Annotated in this window: 21 protein-coding genes; 11 read left to right on the top strand and 10 right to left on the bottom strand. The window is 70.5% G+C overall.

The genetic code is table 11. The features are described from left to right. Positions 1-15: 15 nt before the first annotated feature. The 4 genes from QFZ76_RS30645 to QFZ76_RS30630 are packed head-to-tail and all read left to right on the top strand — an operon-like array spanning position 16 to position 5,244. Positions 16-546 (top strand): hypothetical protein, encoded by a 531-nt coding sequence (locus QFZ76_RS30645; protein ID WP_307676732.1) that lies wholly within the window; start codon positions 16-18, stop codon positions 544-546. After that, positions 543-1,664: a glycosyltransferase family 4 protein gene (locus QFZ76_RS30640; RefSeq protein WP_307676731.1), complete on the top strand. Its 1,122-nt coding sequence runs from the start codon at positions 543-545 to the stop codon at positions 1,662-1,664. Before QFZ76_RS30645 ends, QFZ76_RS30640 begins: the two co-directional genes overlap by 4 nt. Further along, positions 1,661-4,108 (top strand): DUF2206 domain-containing protein, encoded by a 2,448-nt coding sequence (locus QFZ76_RS30635; RefSeq protein ID WP_307676730.1) that lies wholly within the window; start codon positions 1,661-1,663, stop codon positions 4,106-4,108. Before QFZ76_RS30640 ends, QFZ76_RS30635 begins: the two co-directional genes overlap by 4 nt. Then, positions 4,105-5,244: a glycosyltransferase family 4 protein gene (locus QFZ76_RS30630; RefSeq protein ID WP_307676729.1), complete on the top strand. Its 1,140-nt coding sequence runs from the start codon at positions 4,105-4,107 to the stop codon at positions 5,242-5,244. The genes QFZ76_RS30635 and QFZ76_RS30630 overlap by 4 nt, the downstream gene beginning before the upstream one ends. An 80-nt stretch (positions 5,245-5,324) precedes the next feature. Here the strand turns inward: QFZ76_RS30630 and QFZ76_RS30625 are convergent, their stop codons facing one another. From QFZ76_RS30625 to QFZ76_RS30590, 8 genes are all read right to left on the bottom strand, one after another. Next, positions 5,325-6,581 (bottom strand): glycosyltransferase family 4 protein, encoded by a 1,257-nt coding sequence (locus tag QFZ76_RS30625; protein ID WP_307676728.1) that lies wholly within the window; start codon positions 6,579-6,581, stop codon positions 5,325-5,327. Then, positions 6,578-7,738, bottom strand: coding sequence for a glycosyltransferase family 4 protein (locus QFZ76_RS30620; protein ID WP_307676727.1), 1,161 nt, complete (start codon positions 7,736-7,738; stop codon positions 6,578-6,580). The genes QFZ76_RS30625 and QFZ76_RS30620 overlap by 4 nt, the downstream gene beginning before the upstream one ends. After that, positions 7,735-9,072: a lipopolysaccharide biosynthesis protein gene (locus QFZ76_RS30615; protein ID WP_307676726.1), complete on the bottom strand. Its 1,338-nt coding sequence runs from the start codon at positions 9,070-9,072 to the stop codon at positions 7,735-7,737. The genes QFZ76_RS30620 and QFZ76_RS30615 overlap by 4 nt, the downstream gene beginning before the upstream one ends. 141 nt (positions 9,073-9,213) lie before the next feature. Continuing rightward, positions 9,214-10,404 carry a cellulase family glycosylhydrolase gene (locus tag QFZ76_RS30610; protein ID WP_307676725.1) on the bottom strand — a complete coding sequence of 397 codons (1,191 nt, stop codon included), beginning with the start codon at positions 10,402-10,404 and terminating at the stop codon, positions 9,214-9,216. 147 nt (positions 10,405-10,551) lie between these two features. Next, positions 10,552-11,424: a glycosyltransferase family 2 protein gene (locus tag QFZ76_RS30605; RefSeq protein WP_307676724.1), complete on the bottom strand. Its 873-nt coding sequence runs from the start codon at positions 11,422-11,424 to the stop codon at positions 10,552-10,554. 370 nt (positions 11,425-11,794) lie between these two features. Then, a complete protein-coding gene (locus QFZ76_RS30600; RefSeq protein WP_307676723.1) occupies positions 11,795-12,001 on the bottom strand; it encodes a hypothetical protein in 207 nt (68 codons plus the stop codon). Continuing rightward, a complete protein-coding gene (locus QFZ76_RS30595; protein ID WP_307676722.1) occupies positions 11,998-12,603 on the bottom strand; it encodes a hypothetical protein in 606 nt (201 codons plus the stop codon). The genes QFZ76_RS30600 and QFZ76_RS30595 overlap by 4 nt, the downstream gene beginning before the upstream one ends. Positions 12,604-13,030: 427 nt before the next feature. After that, the gene (locus tag QFZ76_RS30590) at positions 13,031-13,330 is read right to left on the bottom strand and encodes a WhiB family transcriptional regulator (RefSeq protein WP_307676721.1); all 300 of its coding nucleotides are present in this window, start codon (positions 13,328-13,330) and stop codon (positions 13,031-13,033) included. Positions 13,331-13,575: 245 nt separating this feature from the next. Between QFZ76_RS30590 and QFZ76_RS30585 the strand changes: the two genes are divergently transcribed. The 5 genes from QFZ76_RS30585 (at position 13,576) to QFZ76_RS30565 (ending at position 16,421) form a co-directional block, all read left to right on the top strand. Continuing rightward, positions 13,576-14,055, top strand: coding sequence for a helix-turn-helix transcriptional regulator (locus tag QFZ76_RS30585; RefSeq protein ID WP_307676720.1), 480 nt, complete (start codon positions 13,576-13,578; stop codon positions 14,053-14,055). Between the two features lie 349 nt (positions 14,056-14,404). Continuing rightward, complete coding sequence (locus tag QFZ76_RS30580) at positions 14,405-14,818, top strand: hypothetical protein (protein ID WP_266435078.1); 414 nt, start codon at positions 14,405-14,407, stop codon at positions 14,816-14,818. Positions 14,819-14,943: 125 nt separating this feature from the next. Beyond that, positions 14,944-15,546, top strand: a complete 603-nt coding sequence (locus QFZ76_RS30575; RefSeq protein WP_307676719.1) for a phage tail protein — start codon at positions 14,944-14,946, stop codon at positions 15,544-15,546. A gap of 111 nt (positions 15,547-15,657) precedes the next feature. Further along, positions 15,658-15,948, top strand: coding sequence for a hypothetical protein (locus QFZ76_RS30570; RefSeq protein ID WP_266435082.1), 291 nt, complete (start codon positions 15,658-15,660; stop codon positions 15,946-15,948). 116 nt (positions 15,949-16,064) lie between these two features. Then, positions 16,065-16,421, top strand: a complete 357-nt coding sequence (locus tag QFZ76_RS30565; RefSeq protein WP_373464373.1) for a hypothetical protein — start codon at positions 16,065-16,067, stop codon at positions 16,419-16,421. A 43-nt stretch (positions 16,422-16,464) separates the two neighbouring features. Here the strand turns inward: QFZ76_RS30565 and QFZ76_RS30560 are convergent, their stop codons facing one another. Then, positions 16,465-17,280, bottom strand: coding sequence for a hypothetical protein (locus QFZ76_RS30560; RefSeq protein ID WP_307676718.1), 816 nt, complete (start codon positions 17,278-17,280; stop codon positions 16,465-16,467). Between the two features lie 346 nt (positions 17,281-17,626). Here QFZ76_RS30560 and QFZ76_RS30555 point away from each other — a divergent pair, with 346 nt between their 5' ends. Further along, positions 17,627-17,842 (top strand): hypothetical protein, encoded by a 216-nt coding sequence (locus QFZ76_RS30555; protein ID WP_307676717.1) that lies wholly within the window; start codon positions 17,627-17,629, stop codon positions 17,840-17,842. Positions 17,843-17,846: 4 nt separating this feature from the next. Here the strand turns inward: QFZ76_RS30555 and QFZ76_RS30550 are convergent, their stop codons facing one another. Beyond that, positions 17,847-18,338, bottom strand: coding sequence for an ATP-binding protein (locus tag QFZ76_RS30550; RefSeq protein WP_307676716.1), 492 nt, complete (start codon positions 18,336-18,338; stop codon positions 17,847-17,849). A gap of 168 nt (positions 18,339-18,506) precedes the next feature. Between QFZ76_RS30550 and QFZ76_RS30545 the strand changes: the two genes are divergently transcribed. Next, positions 18,507-19,358, top strand: a complete 852-nt coding sequence (locus tag QFZ76_RS30545) for a helix-turn-helix transcriptional regulator (RefSeq protein ID WP_307676715.1) — start codon at positions 18,507-18,509, stop codon at positions 19,356-19,358. Positions 19,359-19,366 lie beyond the last annotated feature (8 nt).

Below are 19,366 nucleotides of genomic sequence, written 5' to 3'. Positions count from 1 at the left end.
TGCTGAAAGGCCACGATGCGGACTGAGACAACGCGCGAGGGGCAACGCGGCAGCGCCGACGGGACAGTCGGCGGGCGCGGCCCTGTGATCCGGCGTGTCCTGGTGGCCGTCGCGGTGGTCGCCGCGGTGGTCGTCGCCTGGTCCACACCGGCGGTCCGCACGGAACTGACGAAGTCCTTCACCCGCCAGGACCGCCCTTATCTGGAGCTGTACTTCATCGAGTTGCCGTCCTATGTGGGCGACCGGGTCAAGGCCCAGGTCGCCTTCACTCCACACGGCGGCGTGCGGTCCACGGGGCCGTCGGCGAAGGAGCGGGCCGCGGGAGCACCCCGGCCCGGGACGGACACCTTCGTACTGAAGGCCGAAGCGGACCGGGACGGTGAGCCCCTGGCCACCGGGTGGGCCACCGTGCGTGCCGTCGACGGGAAGGCAAGCGTCGTGAACATGGACGTGGACCTGCCGAAGGGCGAGGACGCCGACGCGCTGCGCGTCTCGGTGGCGGGCCGGTCCGAGTACGTAGTCGGTCATCTGGAGACCACCGGATGAGCGCGGAGACAGAGGCGGGCCTCATGGGGCGCAGAGTCATTCAGGTCACCCCCTACTACCCGCCGGCCCTCGGCGGGCTCGAGCGGGTGGTGGCGCAGCTGTCCCAGGAGCTGGCGCACCGGCACGAAGTGCACGTGGTGACCACGGGACTGCGGACGTCAGGCCTGCCGCGGCACAGTGTCGAGGACGGCGTGCACGTGCACCGGCTGCCCGCCGTGGAGGTGGCCAACACCGCCATCTCGGCGCTGCTGCCCGTCCAACTCGCCAAGGCGCGGCCCGGGGACGTCGTACATCTGCACATCGCGCACGCCCTCGTCCCCGAACTCGTCTCCGCGGTCGCCGCGCTGCGGCAGGTTCCGTATGTCGCCCACTTCCATCTCGACGTGGACGCCAGCGGCCCGCTGGGGCGGCTGCTGCCCTGGTACAAGCAGCACTTCCTGGGCCGGGTGCTGCGCCGGGCCGTCGCAGTGGTCGCGCTCACCGAGGAGATGGCGGAGTTCCTGGTCGAGCGGTACGGGGTGTCCCGGCAGCGGCTGCACATCGTGCCGAACGGCGTGTCGGACGCGTACTTCCTGCCGCCCCGGCCCGCTCCGGCCCGGCCGCTGCGCCTGCTCTTCGTCGGACGTCTGCAGATCCAGAAGAACGTGGCCCGGCTGCTGGACGCGATGGCCCAGGTCCAGGAGGACGTACGGCTGCGGATCGTCGGCGACGGCGAACTGCGCGAGCCGCTCATGGCACAGGCGGCCCGGCTCGGGCTGCGGAACGTCGAGTTCGTGGGTGCGCTGTACGGGGACGACCTGGTGAAGGCGTACGCGGACAGCGATGCCTTCGTGCTGCCCTCCGACAAGGAGGGGATGCCTCTCGTGCTGCTGGAGGCGATGGCCTCGGGGCTTCCCGTCATCGCCACCGATGTGCCCGGCAACCGTGAACTGGTCGACGGCACCGGGCTGCTCGCGGCGCCCGCCCCGGCCGCGCTGGCCCGGCGGATCGACGAGCTGGCCGCCGACGCGGACCTGTGGCGGAGCCTGGCCGAGCGCAGCGCCCGCACCGCGGCGGGGCTGTCGTGGTCCCGGGTGGCCGAGCGCGTCGAGCGCGTCTACAACGAGGCGTTGGCATGACGCTCGAGACGGACGACAACACCCTTGCGCTGACCACCGTGACGCACGACCGGCAGCACCGGACGGAAAGCGACACAGGGAGCGACACAGGGAGCGACACAGGAACCGGCACGCGCACCGACCGCCGCCGCAAAACCAAGCGGTCCGCGGTGCCGGACACCGCCGTGCTGATCGCCTCCGCGCTCTGCACCCTCGCGGTGCTCATGCCCGTCACGCCCTCGCTGGTACGTCTCGCGGCCGGGCTGTATCTGCTCTTCGGCGCCCCGCTGCAGCTGTGGCGTCCGCTCGCCGGGCGGATCGTGCCGACGGGCAGCGGCCGCACGCTGGTCTCGGTCGGCCTGGTCATCATCGGGGACATGCTGCTGGCACTGCTGGTCAACACGGTGCTGCCCCTGGTGGGCGTGGACCGGCCGCTGACCCGCGGGTACCTGACAGCGGCCACTGTGCTGGGCATCGGCGTCCTGTGGTGGTGCCGCCGGCGGTACGCGCCGTACGAGCCCACCGGGCCGACGCGGCTGTGGGCGCTCGCCCGCGCCACCCCCGGGCTTGGCATGGCGACCGCCGCGGGGGCCGTCACCTTGCTGTGCGCGGTCGCCGGAACGATCCGCCTGAACAACGGATACGGCGGGGCGGTCAGCATCGTCGCGAGTGTGCTGGGCGGCCTGCTGCTGTTGCTGCTGACCGTCAGGCGACGCAAGTACCACGTGACCGCTCTGGAGACGGGGCTGTACACGGCGGCGCTCGCGCTGCTGCTCCTGGCCTCGTTGCGCGGCTGGTTCATCACCGGGCACGACGTCCAGACCGAGTACCTGTTCTACCGGATGGCGCTGGGCGGCGAGTACTGGGACGTGTCGACGTACCGACACGCCTACAACGCCTGTCTGAGCATCACCCTGCTTCCGGTGAGCATCCGTCAGCTGACCGGCATCGACGACATCTACATCTTCAAGGCGATCATCCCGGCGCTGTTCGCCCTCACTCCGGTCATGCTGTTCCGCTCCGTGCGGAACGTGGCCCCGCGCTCCGTGGCGCTGCTCGCGGCGGTCTTCTTCGTCGCCTTCCCGACCTTCCTGACGGACATGGTGTTCCTCGGCCGGCAGGCGATCGCCTTCGTCCTGCTGGGCGGCGCGATCGTGGTGCTCACCGACAGCCGGGGCCCGCGGACGGCCCGGCGCGTGCTGTTCGTGGTGCTGATGGTCGGCGTGGTTCTCTCGCACTACTCGACCGCCTACGTGGTGATCGGGACGCTGACGCTCGCGCTCGGTTACGACAAGGTGTGGCGGCTGGTGTCGCGCCGGGGCCGGGACCGGTTCCGCCGCAGACGGCGCGAGGACCGCATGCTGAGCTTCCTCCGGTGGTGGATGGTGCTCGTGCCGGCGGTGGCCGCGCTGGTCTGGGCGGGTCCGGTCACGCACACCGGCGGCCAGTTGCACACGACGGTGGCGCAGGCGGTCTCCGATCTGGTGTCGCCCAAGAAGGGCCAGGCCGGTTCCTCCGACACCGGCTACAGCCTGTTCGGGGGCGAGCAGCTGTCGCCGCAGCAGCGCCTGGACAAGTTCGTGAAGGAGTCGGAGGCCGAGTCCTCGAAGGAGCGCGCGGACCTGCTGCTGACGCAGAAGGAGCTCGACGGCATCGACTGGAGGGCCGTGTCCACCGCGGACATGCCGCTCACCCCGCTCGGCCGGATCCTGGACGCCGTGGGCGTTCCGGTGCCGTCGTTGAACGGCGCGGTGCGGGGCGCGGTCGCCTACTTCTTCCAGTTGATGACCCTGCTCGGCATCTGGGTGGTGCTCAGGGCGCGCGTCTCGGCGTTCCGCGCCGTCCGGGACCAGACGACCATGGCCTGTGCCGCCCTGAGCACGGTCGCGCTGTTCACCCTCGTACCGCAACTGTCCGTGGACTACGGCGTGCTGCGGGCGTTCCAGCAGGGACTGTTCTTCTTCGCCCCGTTCCTGGCCGCCGGCACCCTGTGGGTGCTTCGCTGGGCACGCCGCAAGGAGGTCTTCAGCGCGGTGCTGACGTTCTGCCTGCTGCTGAACCTCGTGGGCGTCATGCCGAAGCTGCTCGGCGGCTACCCGGCGCAGATCCAGCTGTCCAACAGCGGCAACTACTACGACATCTACTACACGCAGACGCAGGAGGTACAGGCCGCGCTGTGGCTCGACGCCTGGAAGCGCGCGCGCAAGGACGCGACGCCCATCCAGATGGACACCTTCTCGTACACCCGGCTGAAGCCGTACATGGCGTCGGACGCCGCCGACGTCGGCACCCCGGTGTGGCTGGACAAGGAGGCGTACCTGCTGCTGGGCACGACGCCCGCGAAGACCGGACGGGTGTCCATCTTCTATCGCGGCGACCGGATCACGTACGAGTTCCCACGGGCGCTCGTGGAGAAGAAGAAGGACCTGGTGTACAACAACGGCGGTTCGGTGGTGCTGAGGTGACCGGTTCCGTGCGACGGGTGCTGCTCGTCTGCCACTTCTATCCACCGCACATGGGCGGGATCGAGCGGGTCGTCCAGGCCGAGGCGCGCCGGCTGGCCGCTCTCGGACTGGAGGTCACCGTGGTGACCTCGGGCGAGCGGGCGGCCGAGACGGTCGGGGAGGACGGGGTCCGGGTCGTGCGGGTGCGGGCCTGGAACGGGCTGGAGTCCCGTTTCGGCGTGCCCTTCCCCTTGTTCGGGCCGGGGCTGCCGCGGCAGATGCGGCGCTGGGCGCGGTGGGCGGACGTCGTGCACATCCACGACACCTTCTATCTGACCTCGTGGTCGGCTGCCCGCGCGGCCCGGCGGGCGCGCCGCCCCTGGCTCGTCACCCAGCACGTGGAACTGGTCGACCATCCCTCGGCGCTGGTCACAGCGGTGCAGCGGGCCGTGTACCGGCTGGCGGGGGCACGGATCTGGCGGGGCGCGCGCACCGTGTTCACCCTCAACGCCCGCGTCGCCGAGTTCGTCCGCGGCCACGGCGCGTCGCCGGAACGGATGCGGCATCTGCCCAACGGGGTGGACACCGAGCTGTACCGGCCCTGCCAGGACGCCATCGAACGACGTGAGACACGGGCCGAGTTCGGGCTTCCGCTCGACCGGCCGCTGGCGCTGTTCGCGGGGCGGCTCGTCCCGAAGAAGGGGTACGACGTCGCCGTCGCGGCTCAGGAGCGCGGCACCGGCTTCGACCTCGTCCTCGCCGGCGGTGGCGACGCCTCCGAGCTGAACGGCGGACAGGGCGTGCACTACGTCGGTGCGCTGCCGCCCGAGCGGCTGGCCCGTCTCTACCGGGCCTGCGACATGTTCGTGCTGCCCTCGGTGGCGGAGGGTTTCCCGCTGTCGGTGCAGGAGGCGATGGCGGCGGGTCTGCCGGTGGTGACCACGCCCGACCCCGGCTATGCGCCGTACGCCCTCGACACGGACCGGTTCGTGTTCGCCGAGCGGAATCCGGAGGCGGTCGCCGCGGAGCTGTCGCGGCTGGCCGCGGACGCCTCGCTGCGCACCGAGATGGCCAAGTACTCGGAGCGGTACGCGCGGACCGCGTTCTCGTGGGACGCGCATGCGGAGGCGCTCGTGGCGGCCTACGAAGAGGCGTAAGGAAGAAGGCTTAAGGAAGAGGATTGAAAGAGGGGGGCGGGACTCAGGTCCCGCCCCCCTCTGCTGTCACACCGAAGCTGTCACAGCGAGCGGAACAGCTCGTTGTACCGCTTCGTCAGCAACGGCCAGTCGTACTTCTCGACCACCCGACGGCGTCCGGCCCGACCCATACGGTCGGCCAGTTCGTCGTCGGTGAGCAGGGTGCGCAGCGCCGCCGCGAGCGCCTCGGGGTCGCGCGGCGGCACGATGAGACCGGTCTCGCCGTCGGCCACCGTGAAGGGCAGCCCGCCGACGGCCGTCCCGACAGCCGGGGTACCGCACGCCTGAGCCTCGGCGAGAGCGGTGCCGAAGCACTCGGAGTCGCTCACCGAGGACAGCACCCCGGCCCGTGCGTGCCCTACGGCGTCCACGAGTTCCTGGCCACGCAGCTCACCCACCGCGATCACGCGGTCGGCGACGCCCAGTTCGGCGGCGAGCTTCAGCAGGTTCTCCACGTCGTCGCCGCCGCCGATCAGCTTCAGCTGTGCCTCGGGCAGGTCGGTGAGCAGTGCGAAGGCGCGGATCAGCTGGTCGACGCCCTTCCAGCGGGAGGTGCTGTCCATCCGGCCCACGTAGACGACGACCGGCGGCCGCTCGGAGGGCGGCGGGCCGGGGACCCAGCGCTCGGTGTCGACGCCGGGCGGAATCTCCTGGGCGCGCGGACGGCCGTACGCCATCGACCCGGGGGCCACGGCGACGGGAACCGTGACCCGAGCCATCAGCCGGGGCAGGACGGAGCGCTCGTAGACGGCGATGATCCGGTTCGCCAGGCCGTTCCCGGCGTCCTGCTTGTGCATGGTGCCCGCGTGGTACGTCAGCACGGTGGGCCGGCGCTTCGCCGCGAACACCGCGATGTCCGCGAGGCCGGGCACCGGCGCGTGCGCGTTGACCACGTCGACGCGCTCCCGGCGCAGCCGGCGGCGGACCTGGAACGGCCACAGCGGGTTGATCGGGCTGTTCGACAGCTTCAGCCAGGGGCCCAGCCGCACCACCTTCACGCCGTTCTCGACGCTCACCCGGGTGCGCCGGCCCTCGGTGTTGGTGGTCAGCACGACCGCCCGCATCCCCGGCTCGGCGGCGACGGCCTCGGCGATCCGTGCCGCGTAGTTCTCGACGCCGCCGATCTTCGGCGGGTAGTACGACGTCACCACGGCCACCGTGCGCTCACCCCGCGGCCCCGGCGCGGCGGGCCCGACGGAGCGCAGGCGCTCGGTGAACTCCTGGGCGCGGGCCCGGCAGGCCGACAGAACGGAGCGCAGGTGGGCGCGCTCGAAAGCGTTGACGATGACGACGTTCACCGGCTGATGGCCTCTCTGTAATGGTTCTCCAACGCGTCGAGGAAGAGTTCGACGTCGTACCGCTCAGCGCGGGCGGCGGAGCCGTCACCGAGGCGGCGCAGCCGCTCCAGGTCGCCCACGAGCGGGCGCAGGGCCGCGGCCAGTGCCGGGGCGTCGCCCGCGGGGACGAGCGTCCCGTTGTCCTCGCCGACGAGTTCCGGCAGCCCGCCCACCCGGGACGCCACCAGCGGCCGGCCGATCTGCAGGGCCTCCAGGGCGACGGTCGGGAAGTTCTCGGGCCACACCGACGGGATGACCACCACCGAGGAGCCGGCCAGCGCCTCGCTCACGGCGTCGGGCGAGACCCAGCCCCGGAAGCGCACCCGTCCGGCGGCCGTGAGGTCGGCCACGGAGGTTTCCAGCGCAGCCCGGTCGGCGCCGTCACCCACGATGTCGAGGGTGGTGTCCGGGTGCTCGTCGAGCAGGAGCCGGAAGGCGTCCAGCAGGACGTGCACACCCTTCACCCGCTCCAGCCGCCCCACGTACAGCAGGCTGCCGCTCTCCTTCACCGGCTGGGGCAGAGCCGTACGAGGCACTCCGTTGGGCAGGACATGGACGGGGACCTTGCCCACGTCCCGTCGGACGAGCTCGGCGAAGTAGGCGCTGGGCGCGAGGACCCGGTCGAGCCTGCGCAGCCGCGGGAGGTAGGCCGGGCGCTGGAGGAACCGCAGGTAGAGGTAGCGGGCCTGGTCCGACAGGGAGAGCCGCTCGCCGCGGGTGGCGGAGTGCAGGTTCCAGCGCAGCAGTTCCAGCGTCCAGTCCTCCGGCCCGTGGAGGGTGAGGATCTGCGGGCAGCGGTCCGTCGCCGCGAGGGCCGCGGGACTGAACTCGCCGATGGTGTGCAGATGGACGACGTCCGGCTGGAACTCGTCCATGATCCGGGTCAGGCGGCGGTGGGCGTCCCGGTGCCAGAAGTAGCCGAGGAAGCGCTGGGATGCGCTGCCCTGGATGGCGGGGACGAGGTCGTCCGCGAAGAGGTCACGACCCTCGGAGTCGAGAGTGGTGGCGACGGTGCGCATCTCGTGGCCGCGGGCGGTCATGCCCTGCTGGATGAGGCGCACGCTGCGTTCCGCACCGCCCGCCTCGTGGCCGATGTTGATGACGTGCAGCAGTTTCATGACGGTGTCCGGGTGCCGAGGCCGTGCGGCCGGTCAACAGGGGTGGGAGTGGGCGCGGGCTCCGCCGGGGCGGCTCCGCGCTGGGGTGTCTGTCCGCGTCGGCCGCGCACCACGGCGACCAGGGCGACCAGACCGGAGGCGAGGTTGCCCAGCCCCCAGGCCCAGCCGATCCAGACCAGGCCACGCGGCGCCCACAGCAGCGCCAACGAGACCGTCACCACGGCGAAGACGGCGTTGTTGACGACGAGCTGGCGCAGCTGACGGGTGATCTTCAGGGCGAAGTTCGCCCAGGCCGAGAGCGCGACCGCCAGTGAGCCGATGGCGAAGGCGACCAGCAGGGGCCTGGCCGCGTCCGAGTAGCCCGGCCCGAACACCCACAGGATGAGCCCGCTGCCGCCCGCGATCACGGCGGCGGCCGGGGTCTGGGCGGCGGCGATGATCACGGCGGTGCGACGCAGCAGCATGGGCACCTGGGTCGGATCGTGCGACCCTTCGGCGAACAGTGCCTCGCCGACGGAGAAGGCGATCGCGTTGAGCAGGCCCGCGATCTGGAAGGCCACGTAGAAGTAACCGGTCGCCTCGGCGCCCAGGTGGTGCAGCACGATCAGCGGCAGGATCAGCTGCGGCAGCAGGTTCAGCAGTCCGGCGACATAGCTGGCCAGGGAGTAGCTGAACTGCTCGCGCAGCCGAGTGCCGCCGACGCGCAGGTCGAAGCGGAAGCCGAGCCGGCGCCGCATGAGGAACAGCGCGCACAGCACGGCGGCGGCGAATCCGATCCCGGTCGATCCGACGATCCCGTACATGCCGAATCCGGTCAGGGATGCCGGCAGGGCGAGTTTGGCCACCCCCTGCATCAGCCCGTCCGACAGGACGTTGAGTTCGGGGGCGCGCGCCCCCATGAACACCGACTTCGCCAGCTGGTTCAGCGCCGCGAAGGCGCACAGCACGGCGAACGTCGTGACGGCGAGCGGGTTCTCACGGACGAAGAGCAGTTTCTCGCCGTACCAGGGCAGGCCCGCCAGATAGCCGAGCGCCAGCACCCCGCCGGCCACGGAGACCGCGCACAGCGCCAGCGTCAGCTGGGCGTTGCGGGCATCCGAGGTGGCGGGGAACCGTATGAGGGTGTTGTTGAGGCCGAACAGGCTCAGATACGAGATCAGGCTCATCGCGGAGATGAGCGAGGTGGCGATGCCGACCTCGGCCGGGGTGTAGAAGCGCGCCACGACGACCCAGAACAGGAAGCCCAGCGCGGCCGTGGTGGCCGTGCTGGCCAGCACGAAGGCCGAGTTGCGGTAGACCGCTTGCCCTTCTTTGGGACGCCTATGTCTCGCCACGGCTGTCCCGTCGATGGCGGAGCACACGGCTCACGTTTCCCCCCACATGGTCGTAGCGCCGAAGCCGCCCGGTGGTACCGGCGGCAGCGATCGTGTGGACGGCCCGCCCGGGTCGGTTCCCCCCGCCCGGGTCACCGGCCGTCAGTCCTTGGCCCGATATGCCGCGATCGCGTCTCGAAAAGCGTCGAACGACGGCTTGCGCTCGCCGGCGTAGTCGATGAGCCCGTAGTAGGCCCATGTGCCCGCGTTCGCCTCGGGAGACTTGACGTCGCGGTGTCCGTACCAGAACACCTTGGTGACCGCGGTGAGTTCGTCCGCCGCCTTGACCATGTCGGTGGCGATCCGCGCCTGATGGGCGAGGGTGACATGACTGGTCTCCACGCCGGGCCGCTCTCTGTCGGCGACCGCGCCCCTGCCGTCGGTGGGGGCGCCCGTCTCGGTGAGCCAGATCTCCAGATCGGTCTGCTCGTGCCGGGCGAGGACCGCGGTCAGGCTGCGGCGGACGCCGGTGACCTGCTCGTAGGGGCTGTCACCGGTCTTCGTGCTGAGCAGCATGCCGTGGGAGAACGCCTGGAAGCTGATCCCGTCCACATGGTCGCCGACGCCGCGCTCCAGCACGTTGTCCAGGAAGTCGGCGGGGGTCTGACGTCTGCTGTTGGTGGTGGCGGCATTGGCGAGGCCGGCCAGCAGGACGAAGGAGTCAGGGTCGGCGGCGCGGATGGCCTTGGACGTCTCCTTGACCATCTCCGCGTAGCGCTCGGGGTCGGCGCCACCCGCCCAGAAGCCGCTGATGTTGGGCTCGTTCCAGATCTGCCAGGTGTGCACGCCCATCGCCGAGTAGCGACTCACCGCCTCGCCGACGAACTGGGCGAAGCGGGCGTTGCTCGCGGGAGGGCAGGTCGCGCCCTCGGACGCGCACGCGGCGTCGCGGGACCACTGAGGGGTGTAGCCGAGGGTGGCGAGCACCTTCAGGTCCCGCTCCTGCGCGGCGCGGGCCACCCGGTCGAAACGCTCCCACAGATACTGCGTCTCGCCGTCGGGCTGGATGTTCGTCCAGGACACGTCGGCGCGGATCCAGGTGACGCCCAGGTCGACGGCATCGTCGAGCGCCTGGGCGAGATCCGCGTCGTTCATCCACGGCAGGGTGTCGCTGTAGGCGAGCCCGAAGTCCAGGGGCTTCGTGCGCGCCCCTTCCGCCTGCGCGACCGCCGAGGGCAGTTCGTACGGCGACTTGGACGAGTCCGTTGCCTCGGGCGAGGCGGTGCCGGTGTCCGCCGAGCATCCACTGCCCAGCGCGACGAGGGCGGGGGCGGCCCACAGCGCCCTCAGCACCCTACGACGAGAGGTGAAATGCCCGACTTTCCCAGGCTCTTCACCTTGTTCGAATTCTGTCGACATGCGGTGCACCTTAACGGACGGCAAGGCATCCCCATTCCAGGGATCGCCCCGCGCGGAAGCGGGCCGCGCACCACCGACTGCTCACGCCAGTTCCAGACGTACGTCGTCGACCGTGCGCGGAGTCGGCAGGGCGGGAAGGGTGGCGCGGGCGGCGAGCTCCGCGACGAGAGCCGCGGCCTGTTCGGCGGCCTGCGCGGCCCGCTCCGCCGCGGCGTTGGCCCGGGCCGCCTCGGCAGCGGGGACCATGCGGGCGGGCGTGGTGCGGAAACGATTGTCCCGGAGCTTGTGTTCGAACAGCTGGCGCAGGTTGGCGACCCCGTCCGGCAGCGCGTTCAGCTTGACCTCGCCGCCGCGCACCCGGTACTCGATGGGCACCTCCAGGCAGCGGAAACCGGCCCGGGTCGCCGCGTTCTTGATCTCCTGGGAGAACGCCATACCGGGCGAGCGGACGTCGATCCCGGTCCACACATGCCGCTGGAAGATCCACATCCCGGACTGCGAGTCGCGCAGGCCGTTGCGGAACAGCGCCCGGCTGAGGCCGCTCAGCGCGTGGTTGGCGATGGTGTGCGAGGGCTTCATGGCATGCCGGTTCTCCCGGCCGAGCCGGTTCGTGGTCATGAACTCCACGTTCCTGGCGTCCAGGATGTGCAGCAGGTGCGGCAGCGCGTCGAACGGGTAGGTGCAGTCGGCGTCACCTGTGGCGATGACATCGCCCGTCGCCGCGTCGAACCCGGCGATGTAGGCATTGCCGTACCCGCGCCTGGGCTGCGAGACGACGGTGGCGCCCAGGGACCGGGCGACTTCGGCGGTGTCGTCGGTGGAAGCGTTGTCGACGACGATGACCTCCGTCGCCCACCCCGCCTCCATCAGCTCGACCCGCGGGATGGACGCCATCACCGCGGGCAGGTTCTCGGCCTCGTTGAGCGCGGGTATGACGATGGACAGCGATCTCAAGGAGTCCCCCCCAGGGACTTGAACACACTGGACATCACTCCGGGCGGGCCCCCTTGCCCGACCGCGGCGACGCTTCGGCTCGTGTCCTGCGACACGGGCCCCCTCTGCGCACCACGGGAAACCGGAAGCCCGTTGCGAACACGTGCACACGCAACGAGCAGATGTCTCATTCAACTACTTTCAGCGCACCTTAACCGGCGCTTACTTGCCCCACGCACCTTCTTCATGGACTTGTTATGGAGCTCACTACTTCTTTACGGGGCGGCGAACGCCGAAGGCGGCCACCGCCCAGGTGACCGCCCTGGTGACCGCCTTCGGCAGACAGGAATCGGGAAGGAACAGCGAGCAGCGAGGCCGCCGGCGCGACAGCTCAGCGCAACCGTCTTCGGGTGGTGGCGCGGGCCGCCGCGCGCTCCGCGGCGAACACGTCTTCCAACCGGAAGAGTTGGGCGCGCCCCACCTTGCCCGCCGCCGTGAGACGGCCGAGCTGGACCCACTTACGGATGGTCGCGGGGGCGACACCGGCCTCCTGGGCGGCGAGGGGGCCGGGGATGAGCGTCGGCAGGTCGGTCCTCATCGGTGGTTCCACTCCCCCTCGTTCCAGGTGTGCCGGTAAGCCGGATCGTCGTGGCAGCCGCAGTCGGGTGCCGAGCAACGGCAGGCCGGGTTGACGCAGAGGACGGCCGCGCGGTCCGGGAAGGCCCGCAGCGAGACGGAGTCGCACCAGGGGCAGCGTCCGGAGACACGGACGACGGTCTCGGTGTCCCCCAGGGCGCGGGCACAACGCCGTGCCATCCGGCGGGTCTCGTCCCTCACGTGCGCGGCGAGCACGGGGTCGGCGGCGATGCCGTCGAGCAGGCCGCCGATACGACGCAGCCGCTCGGGCACGGTCGCACGGCGGGCCCGGGGCAGACCGAGGCGGTCGCGCACCGCCTCCTCCAGTTCGATCACGCCGTCGGTGATGTCACGGATGGTGTCGGAGATGTGCAGACGCAGGGGCGCCGCGCTGTGGCCGGAGGCGACGAGTCCGTGGGTCTGCTGGAGGAGCAGAGCCTCGGCACGCTCCTCGCGGAGGCGGTCGGCGAGGTCCGCGGGGGGTGTGGGGGCGGGGCGGTTGGTCGGAGTGGAGCGGCCGGGGGCGAGCTCGGTCGCCAGCTCGGGGAACTGCTGGAGGAGCATGCCGATCCAGAGGGCAGCGGTCTCGAAGCCGGCTTCGGTGGAGTGGCTGGTGGGTGTTGGGGCCGGGGCGGGGGTCGGGCGGCGGGTGGGAGTCGGGCGGCCGCCGGGAGACGGGCTACCGCCGGAGGACGGGCTACCGCCGGGAGACGGGCTACCGCCGGGAGACGGGCTACCGCCGGGAGACGGGCTACCGCCGGGAGACGGGCTACCGCCGGGAGACGGGCTACCACCGGAGGACGGGCTACCACCGGAGGACGGGCTACCACCGGCAACCTGCCGATCGTCGGGCATCTGCCGTCGATCAGGCATCGGTCTCCGATCACGCGTCGGACCGCCGTCAGGAGCTGGCCCACCGTCAGCAGTCGGTAGGCCGTCAGGTGTCCGGCGTCGGCCAGAAGTTGGCCGGCAGTCAGGCGTCGGGCACTGGTCAGGCACCGAAGCCTCCGCGAAGCGAGCCCTGCACGACCGGCAGGAAGTGCGCCGGAATCTCGATCGGGCGACCGCGGCGCCACAGGCGACCACCGCATACGCCGTCGAACCAGTTGTCGGCCGGAGCAACGGCTTCCTCGCACTTGCGCCGCACCGGGCAGCCGGCGCAGGCCCGCAGCGCGGGCGCGGCCTCCTTGACCTTCTTCGAGAAGACGACCCCGGGCGGGAGCCCGGCGCAGGCGGCCGCGGTCTGCCAGGCGCTCGGACGGGGCGGTGGACACGAGCCGGTGACGGACATGGGGGCCTCCCAGTGTGGCGGGTGTGAAGCAAGCGTCGCCCAGAGTTACAGATTGCGAGCGCGCTCGCAACAAATATGCCAGCGACCCTTTCGCCGGAATCGGAAGATCCGGATCGGTCGGACATCACCTACACCGAATCTCCCCTCCTCGCACCGACTTTCCTCAGTGCTTGCACGAGAGCACGTAATTCCGTGCGCGCAAGCAAGCTAAACTTGCCGCACTCCACAGGAAAGCGAGCCCTCAGATGACCAGCCAGGATCTGGACGCGTTCGCCGCTTGGGTCGAGCACCTGATGCGCGACCGCGGCTACGACATCGACAGCCCACGCGGCGGCGGCAAGTCACGCATCGCGGACGAGGCGGGAGTCCATCGCGCCGCCGTCACCCGACTGCTGCAGCGCCAGAGCATGCCGGACCTCGAGACGACGCGCCGACTCGCCCGCGCCCTGCGCGTACCGGTCCGCGACATGCTCATCCGCTCCGGCCGGCTGACCGCGGAGGAACTGACCGACCCCGGCGACCACTTGACCTCCCCCACACCCGGCGCGGAGTTCGGCCGCCGCCCCACCCTGGAGGAGGTCGCCGACCTGCTCGGAGTACCGGCCGACCGACGGGAGATGTTCGTCCGCGTGGTGGAGCAGTTCCTGCCGAACGACGTACCGGCCATGGAACGCGACCACAAGGAGCCCCGTCAGCTGGCGGACGCGGCCGCGACCGCCGACTGACGATCCCTCCCAGATGCCGGACGCGCCACAGAGGACACCCGTGGGCCGACGGGTGCACCTGCACGGGGGCGGCGAGTTCCGGCACTCCTGAACGCCCATGTGCCGCAGCGCCCCTTTCTTCAAGGGCGGGACTGTATCGATGTGCGGCTCCGCCGCGTTGCGGCGCGACAAGCCCCCACGCACCCACAGCGCCCCCCAACCTCAGCCCCTCCCCTCCACCCCCTCCCCACAACAGGTCTCCGGATTTAGTTGCGTGCGCGCACGCACCTATGTCACAGTTGGTGCAGCGGCGGAGCTGTGCCCGCAGGGCGCCACACCGCCTTCCCAACGCTCCCCGAGGTGACCCGGCATGACCACACCCACTCCCCCGAGCACCTTCCCCGACGTCGAGGCCATGATCGTCGACGTCCTGGAGGACGACTCAAGGCTCTCCGGCGCGATCGTCGACGTCCAGGCACCGTCCGGCTTCGACGGCACCGCCGCCGCCGTCTTCGTCAACCGCCGAGGCGGCGCCTGGGTCGGCGAGCTCCACGTCGACCAGCCGCTGATCGAGCTGGAGGTGTACGGCCCGACCAAGCAGGCCGCACACGTCCTGGCCAACGACGCCCGTCAGGCCGTACTGGCGATGGCCAACACCCGGTACGGCACCAGCCTCGTCACGGAGGTGGAGGAACAGGACGGCCCGCGCTGGCTGCCCGACTACCTCTACTCGGCGGCCAACCGCTACGTCACCGTGATGAAGGTGTACGTGGACGTCTACTGACAGACGCTCCGCGCCCCACAGACCGAAGGCCCCGCCACCCCGGCGGGGCCTTCGTCGTACCCGGACCCCCACTCGGGCACGACAACCACCAATATGAACCCATATGAACAAGGAGAACCACCACCATGGCAGGAACCAACTCCTCCGAGATCCGCATCGCCGGCGTAGGCCGCCTCTACGTCGCCACCGCCGACACCGACGTACCGACGACCTTCTCCACCGACACCTCCACCGACTGGGCGACCGGCTGGAAGAACCTCGGCTTCACCTCCGGTGAGGGCGTCACCTTCAGCAAGAAGGACAAGCTGGAGCCGGTCGACGTGTGGCAGGCCGTCAGCCCGGTGCACTTCGTGTACTCGGACCGCGACCTGACCCTGAAGTTCTCGCTGATGCAGTTCAACGAGGACACGCTGCCGTTCTTCATGGGCGGCGGCGCGGTCGAGGCCGTCACCGGCTCCACGGGCGTCTACAAGTACGACATCGCCGACCGCCCGTACGCCGACGTACGCGCCCTCGGCCTGGAGTTCACGGACGTCCGGGCGAGCGACGGCACCACCGTGACCTACCGCTTCGGCATCCCGCGCGGCCAGGTCACGGCGGCGGACGACATCAAGCTGGCCCGCAAGTCCGCGGCCCAGCTCGGCATCACCTACACGGCGATGGCATCCGCCGACGGCTCGGCGCTCGCCAGCTTCGTGATGAAGGACGCCTCGTACGCGGCGGCCTGACCTCCCGGGGTGGGGCGGGCGCCGACCCGCCCCACCCCGGGCCCCACACCGTTCACCCGCCTTCAGTCTTCTGTCCGCGGTCTTCAAGAACTCCAAGGAGTACGCCTCACCATGGCCCGATTCGACGTCAACGCTGCCCGCGCCCAGCGCCTCGAAGCCCTCGGCCGCACCTGGTCGTTCGAGCTCGACGGCGAGACCTTCACCCTGCCCACCGAGCTGACCCGGGCCACCGCCCGAGCCCTGCGCAAGCTCGACGACAACGACGTGGACGGGCTGCTCGGCCTGCTCATGGGTGAGCAGCAGTTCGCCCGCTTCGAGCGGTACGAGATCACCATGCAGGACATCGCCGCCATCCTGGAGGCCTACGGCAAGGAGACGGGGCTCGGCCTGGGGGAAGGCTGAGCCTCGTCGGGTTCGTAGACGAACACGCCGAGGCCCTGGAGGCGGACCTGCTCCGCTACTACGGCATCGACCTGCTCGACTGGCACCGCGACCGGCTCTCCTGTCGCCGGCTCGCGGTGCTCGTCAAACACCTGCCGCGCGACAGTGCCCTGAATCGGGACCTGCACGGTGAGGCCGCCGAGTGGTCGGTGACCGACCATCTGCTGGCGGCGACGGTGGACCATCTGGCCGCCGCCAACTGGATGTTCATGTGCGTCAACTCGTCCGAGGACGGTGACCAGCCGGAGCCTCCGGTGCCGGTCCCGCGCCCGGGCGACGCGGCAGAGGAAGGGGAGGCAGGGAACGAACGAGAAGAAGGAGAAGGAGAAGGAGGAGGAGAGGCAGGGCCGGAGCGGTCGCCGATCGACGGTCGGGGGACACCCGGGGACGGTTCGACGCCGTCCGCGGTCCAGCTGGCCCGATTCTTCGCCTGATTCTCCGCCTGGTTCTTCACCCCGATCGGGGCGGAGCCCCGGCTCAACGAGGCCCCGGCGTCTGCTCGTCCTTCTCGTCCCGGCCCCGGCCCGAGGTCCTGCCCTTGCCCTCCAGCTCGTCGGCGAGGACCCGGGCCTTGTCCGAGAGCCGGGGGCGGTCCTCGTCCCGGGGCACCTGCGGATCGGGCTGCTCCTGCTGGCGGCGACTCCTGTCCCGTAACGCCCCGGTGTCGGCGGCACGTTTCAGCGGGGGCACGCTGGGCCGCCCGTTGCGCCGCACCACCGGCCGCCGCTCGACCGCCGGGCTCGTCTCCCGCACGTCACGCGCGGAGAGCAGGATGTCGGCGGCGGGCACGCTGACCGGGCCGGGGCCGGGGCCGGGGCCGGGTTCAAGCTCAGGCTCGGGCTCGGGCGACTGCTCGTTCTCGTCGGCCACCGACCGCTCCCGCTCGCCCCGCTCCTCTACCCGCGTCACTTCCGAAGGGGGCCGCAGGAGTTGGAGATACGGCAGCGGGATGACCTCGCCGCCCCGCGCGTCCTCGGGCCGTCCGGTTCGGCGCGGCCGGCGGCCGGTGCGGGCGTCTTCGTGGCCCTCGAAGTACGCGGCGGTGATCCGTTCCTCGTAGGCACGCCGTATCCCCGGCATCTGCTCGGCCACCACGTCCGCCCAGGCCGCGCTGTAGGCGCCCAGTTCGCGCCGGTCGAGTTCACCCCGGGGAAGGACGATGAGGTCCTGTGGGTCGTAGCCGAGACGGTGGACGAGTTCGGAGACTCTGGCGATGAGATGTGGCAGATCGGCGGACTGTTCCAGCCAGTCGATCACATGCTCGTGCCGCGCGTTGCTCGCGTCCGCATCCACCCAGTAGGCCTTGCTCTCGTCACCTGCCCCATCGCACCCCCCGGCGCGAGGACGGCCATCGGCGGCCGTCGCCGTCGTCTGCCAGGCCCTCAGCTTCCTGTGGAGCCCGTTTATTCACACTTCATTCACCGACGGAAGAACGGCCGGATCTTACTCCACCAACCGGACAGAACATTCACCGGATCCCGCATCGCCGCAGGTCCGGACCACGCACGGCGGATCCGCCTCGGCAAACACGGGACGGCACCGCGGGATCACTCGTACACTAGTTCGAACACGCGTTTCGAACGCCCCGAGGCGCCACCTGTACCACCAGCCCAGCGGACACACCGGAAAGCAGGCCGACATGGCGACGACTGGCACGAGCAACCACCCGCAGCAGCCGACGGACACCTACACCCGCCTCGCCCACCTCCTGCACGCCTGCGCCCCCAGCCGCGAGGCCCTGCTCGACCAGGTGTACGAGGAGCTGCTCACCCGGGAATCCCGCGCCTACGCCGCCGGCTGGACGGACGCACTGACAGAGGCACGGCGGGCGCGCCCGGGCCGACGGTCCTCCTAGTCGCTCACCGGGTCCGGGGGTGGCACGGATCCGCCGATCCCGCGAGGACGGCGCCGGACGCGACTGCAAAGGTGCACCAGACCTGCTTCTCGTCGAAGCCCGTCCGATGCCACCCCCACCGACGCGCCAAGGCCTCGACCAGACGCAGCCCCCGGCCACCTTCGCCGAACAGGTCGGCGTCGGCGGGCACTTCGGGCACCCGTTCGGGGGCATGGTCGATCACCATCACCCGCAGCAACGCCGGCGCGAACTGCCGCCCGGCCGCCAGGACCAACTCCAGCCCGGCAAGCCCGCCCCCGTGTCGTACGGCGTTCGTACACAGCTCACCGACGGCGAGCTCCACGGGATCCACCAACTCGCCCAGCTTCCAGTGCTGTTGAAGCCAGATCCGAGTCCGGTGCCGGGCCTCGGCAACGGGCCGGTACGGATCGAGTACGGAGGCGTCCCAGCCGACGCGGGTGGGGGTTGCGTCGAAGGGGGTGGAGGCTGTGTCCATCGTTCACCTCGCGGGGAGTTGACGAATAACCCAAGCGATCGACCCATAAGCTACCGGGAAGCTTAAAACGCGTGCTACATATCTCACTCGAACGGGTCTTACTTCTAGATTCGTTGGACGCCCGTCACGCATGTCGGCAAACTGTGCGCGCGAGCGAGGAGTTGATCCATGGCACCCCGGCAGAAACCCACCATCCGCCAACGGCGCTTCGGAGCCGAACTGCGCAGAATGCGGGAGGCCGCAGGCCTCTCCGCTCCGGTTGCGGCCGAGCGGCTCGGCGCGGACCGGACGATGATCTCCAACATCGAGTCCGGCCGCTTCGGCATCAGCGAGCAGCGGCTGCGCCGCCTGGCCGGCATCTACGAGTGCGACGACACCGAACTCATCGACGCCCTCGCGGCAATGACCGGCGGACGGACGAGGGGCTGGTGGGACGAGTACCGGGGAAAGATCCCCCCGGACTTCCTGGACGTGGCCGAACTCGAACACCACGCCACAGGCCTGCGGACGCTCCAGACGGCCCACATCCCCGGCCTCTTCCAGACCGAGGACCACGCGCGGGCGCTGTTCAATCTGTTCGTCCCGGCGTTGCCACGCCTGGAGGTCGAGTTGAGGATCGCCCACCGCCTCGCCCGGCACGCCGTGATCACGAACGAACCCGGCGTGCCGTACGTCGGGCTGGTCCACGAAGCGGCTCTCCGCATGCACACGGGAGGCCGCCAGGTCGCCAAGGCGCAGCTGAACCGTCTGCTGGAGGAGAGCGAGCTCCCCAACGTCCGCCTGCTCGTGATCCCGTTCACCGCCGAGGGCTTCCCGATGGCCGGCGACACGATGATGTACGTTTCCGCCGCCAGCCCTCGCCTGGACACGGTCGAGGTGGACTCCCGGAACGGGGCAGTCTTTTTCGACTCACCCACCCAACTGGTCAACTTCCGGCGACGGCTGGACTTGGTCGAACAGGTGACGTTGAATCCGAACAAGTCGAGAGACCTCATCCTCGAGATCGGCAACGACCTGTAAGAGGTGCC

Origin of the sequence: Streptomyces sp. V4I2 (genome assembly GCF_030817655.1) — a bacterium.
Classification (GTDB): Bacteria; Actinomycetota; Actinomycetes; order Streptomycetales; family Streptomycetaceae; genus Streptomyces; species Streptomyces plumbiresistens.
Note: the sequence above shows the minus strand (reverse complement) of the source record. Positions and strands in the feature narration are given on the sequence as shown.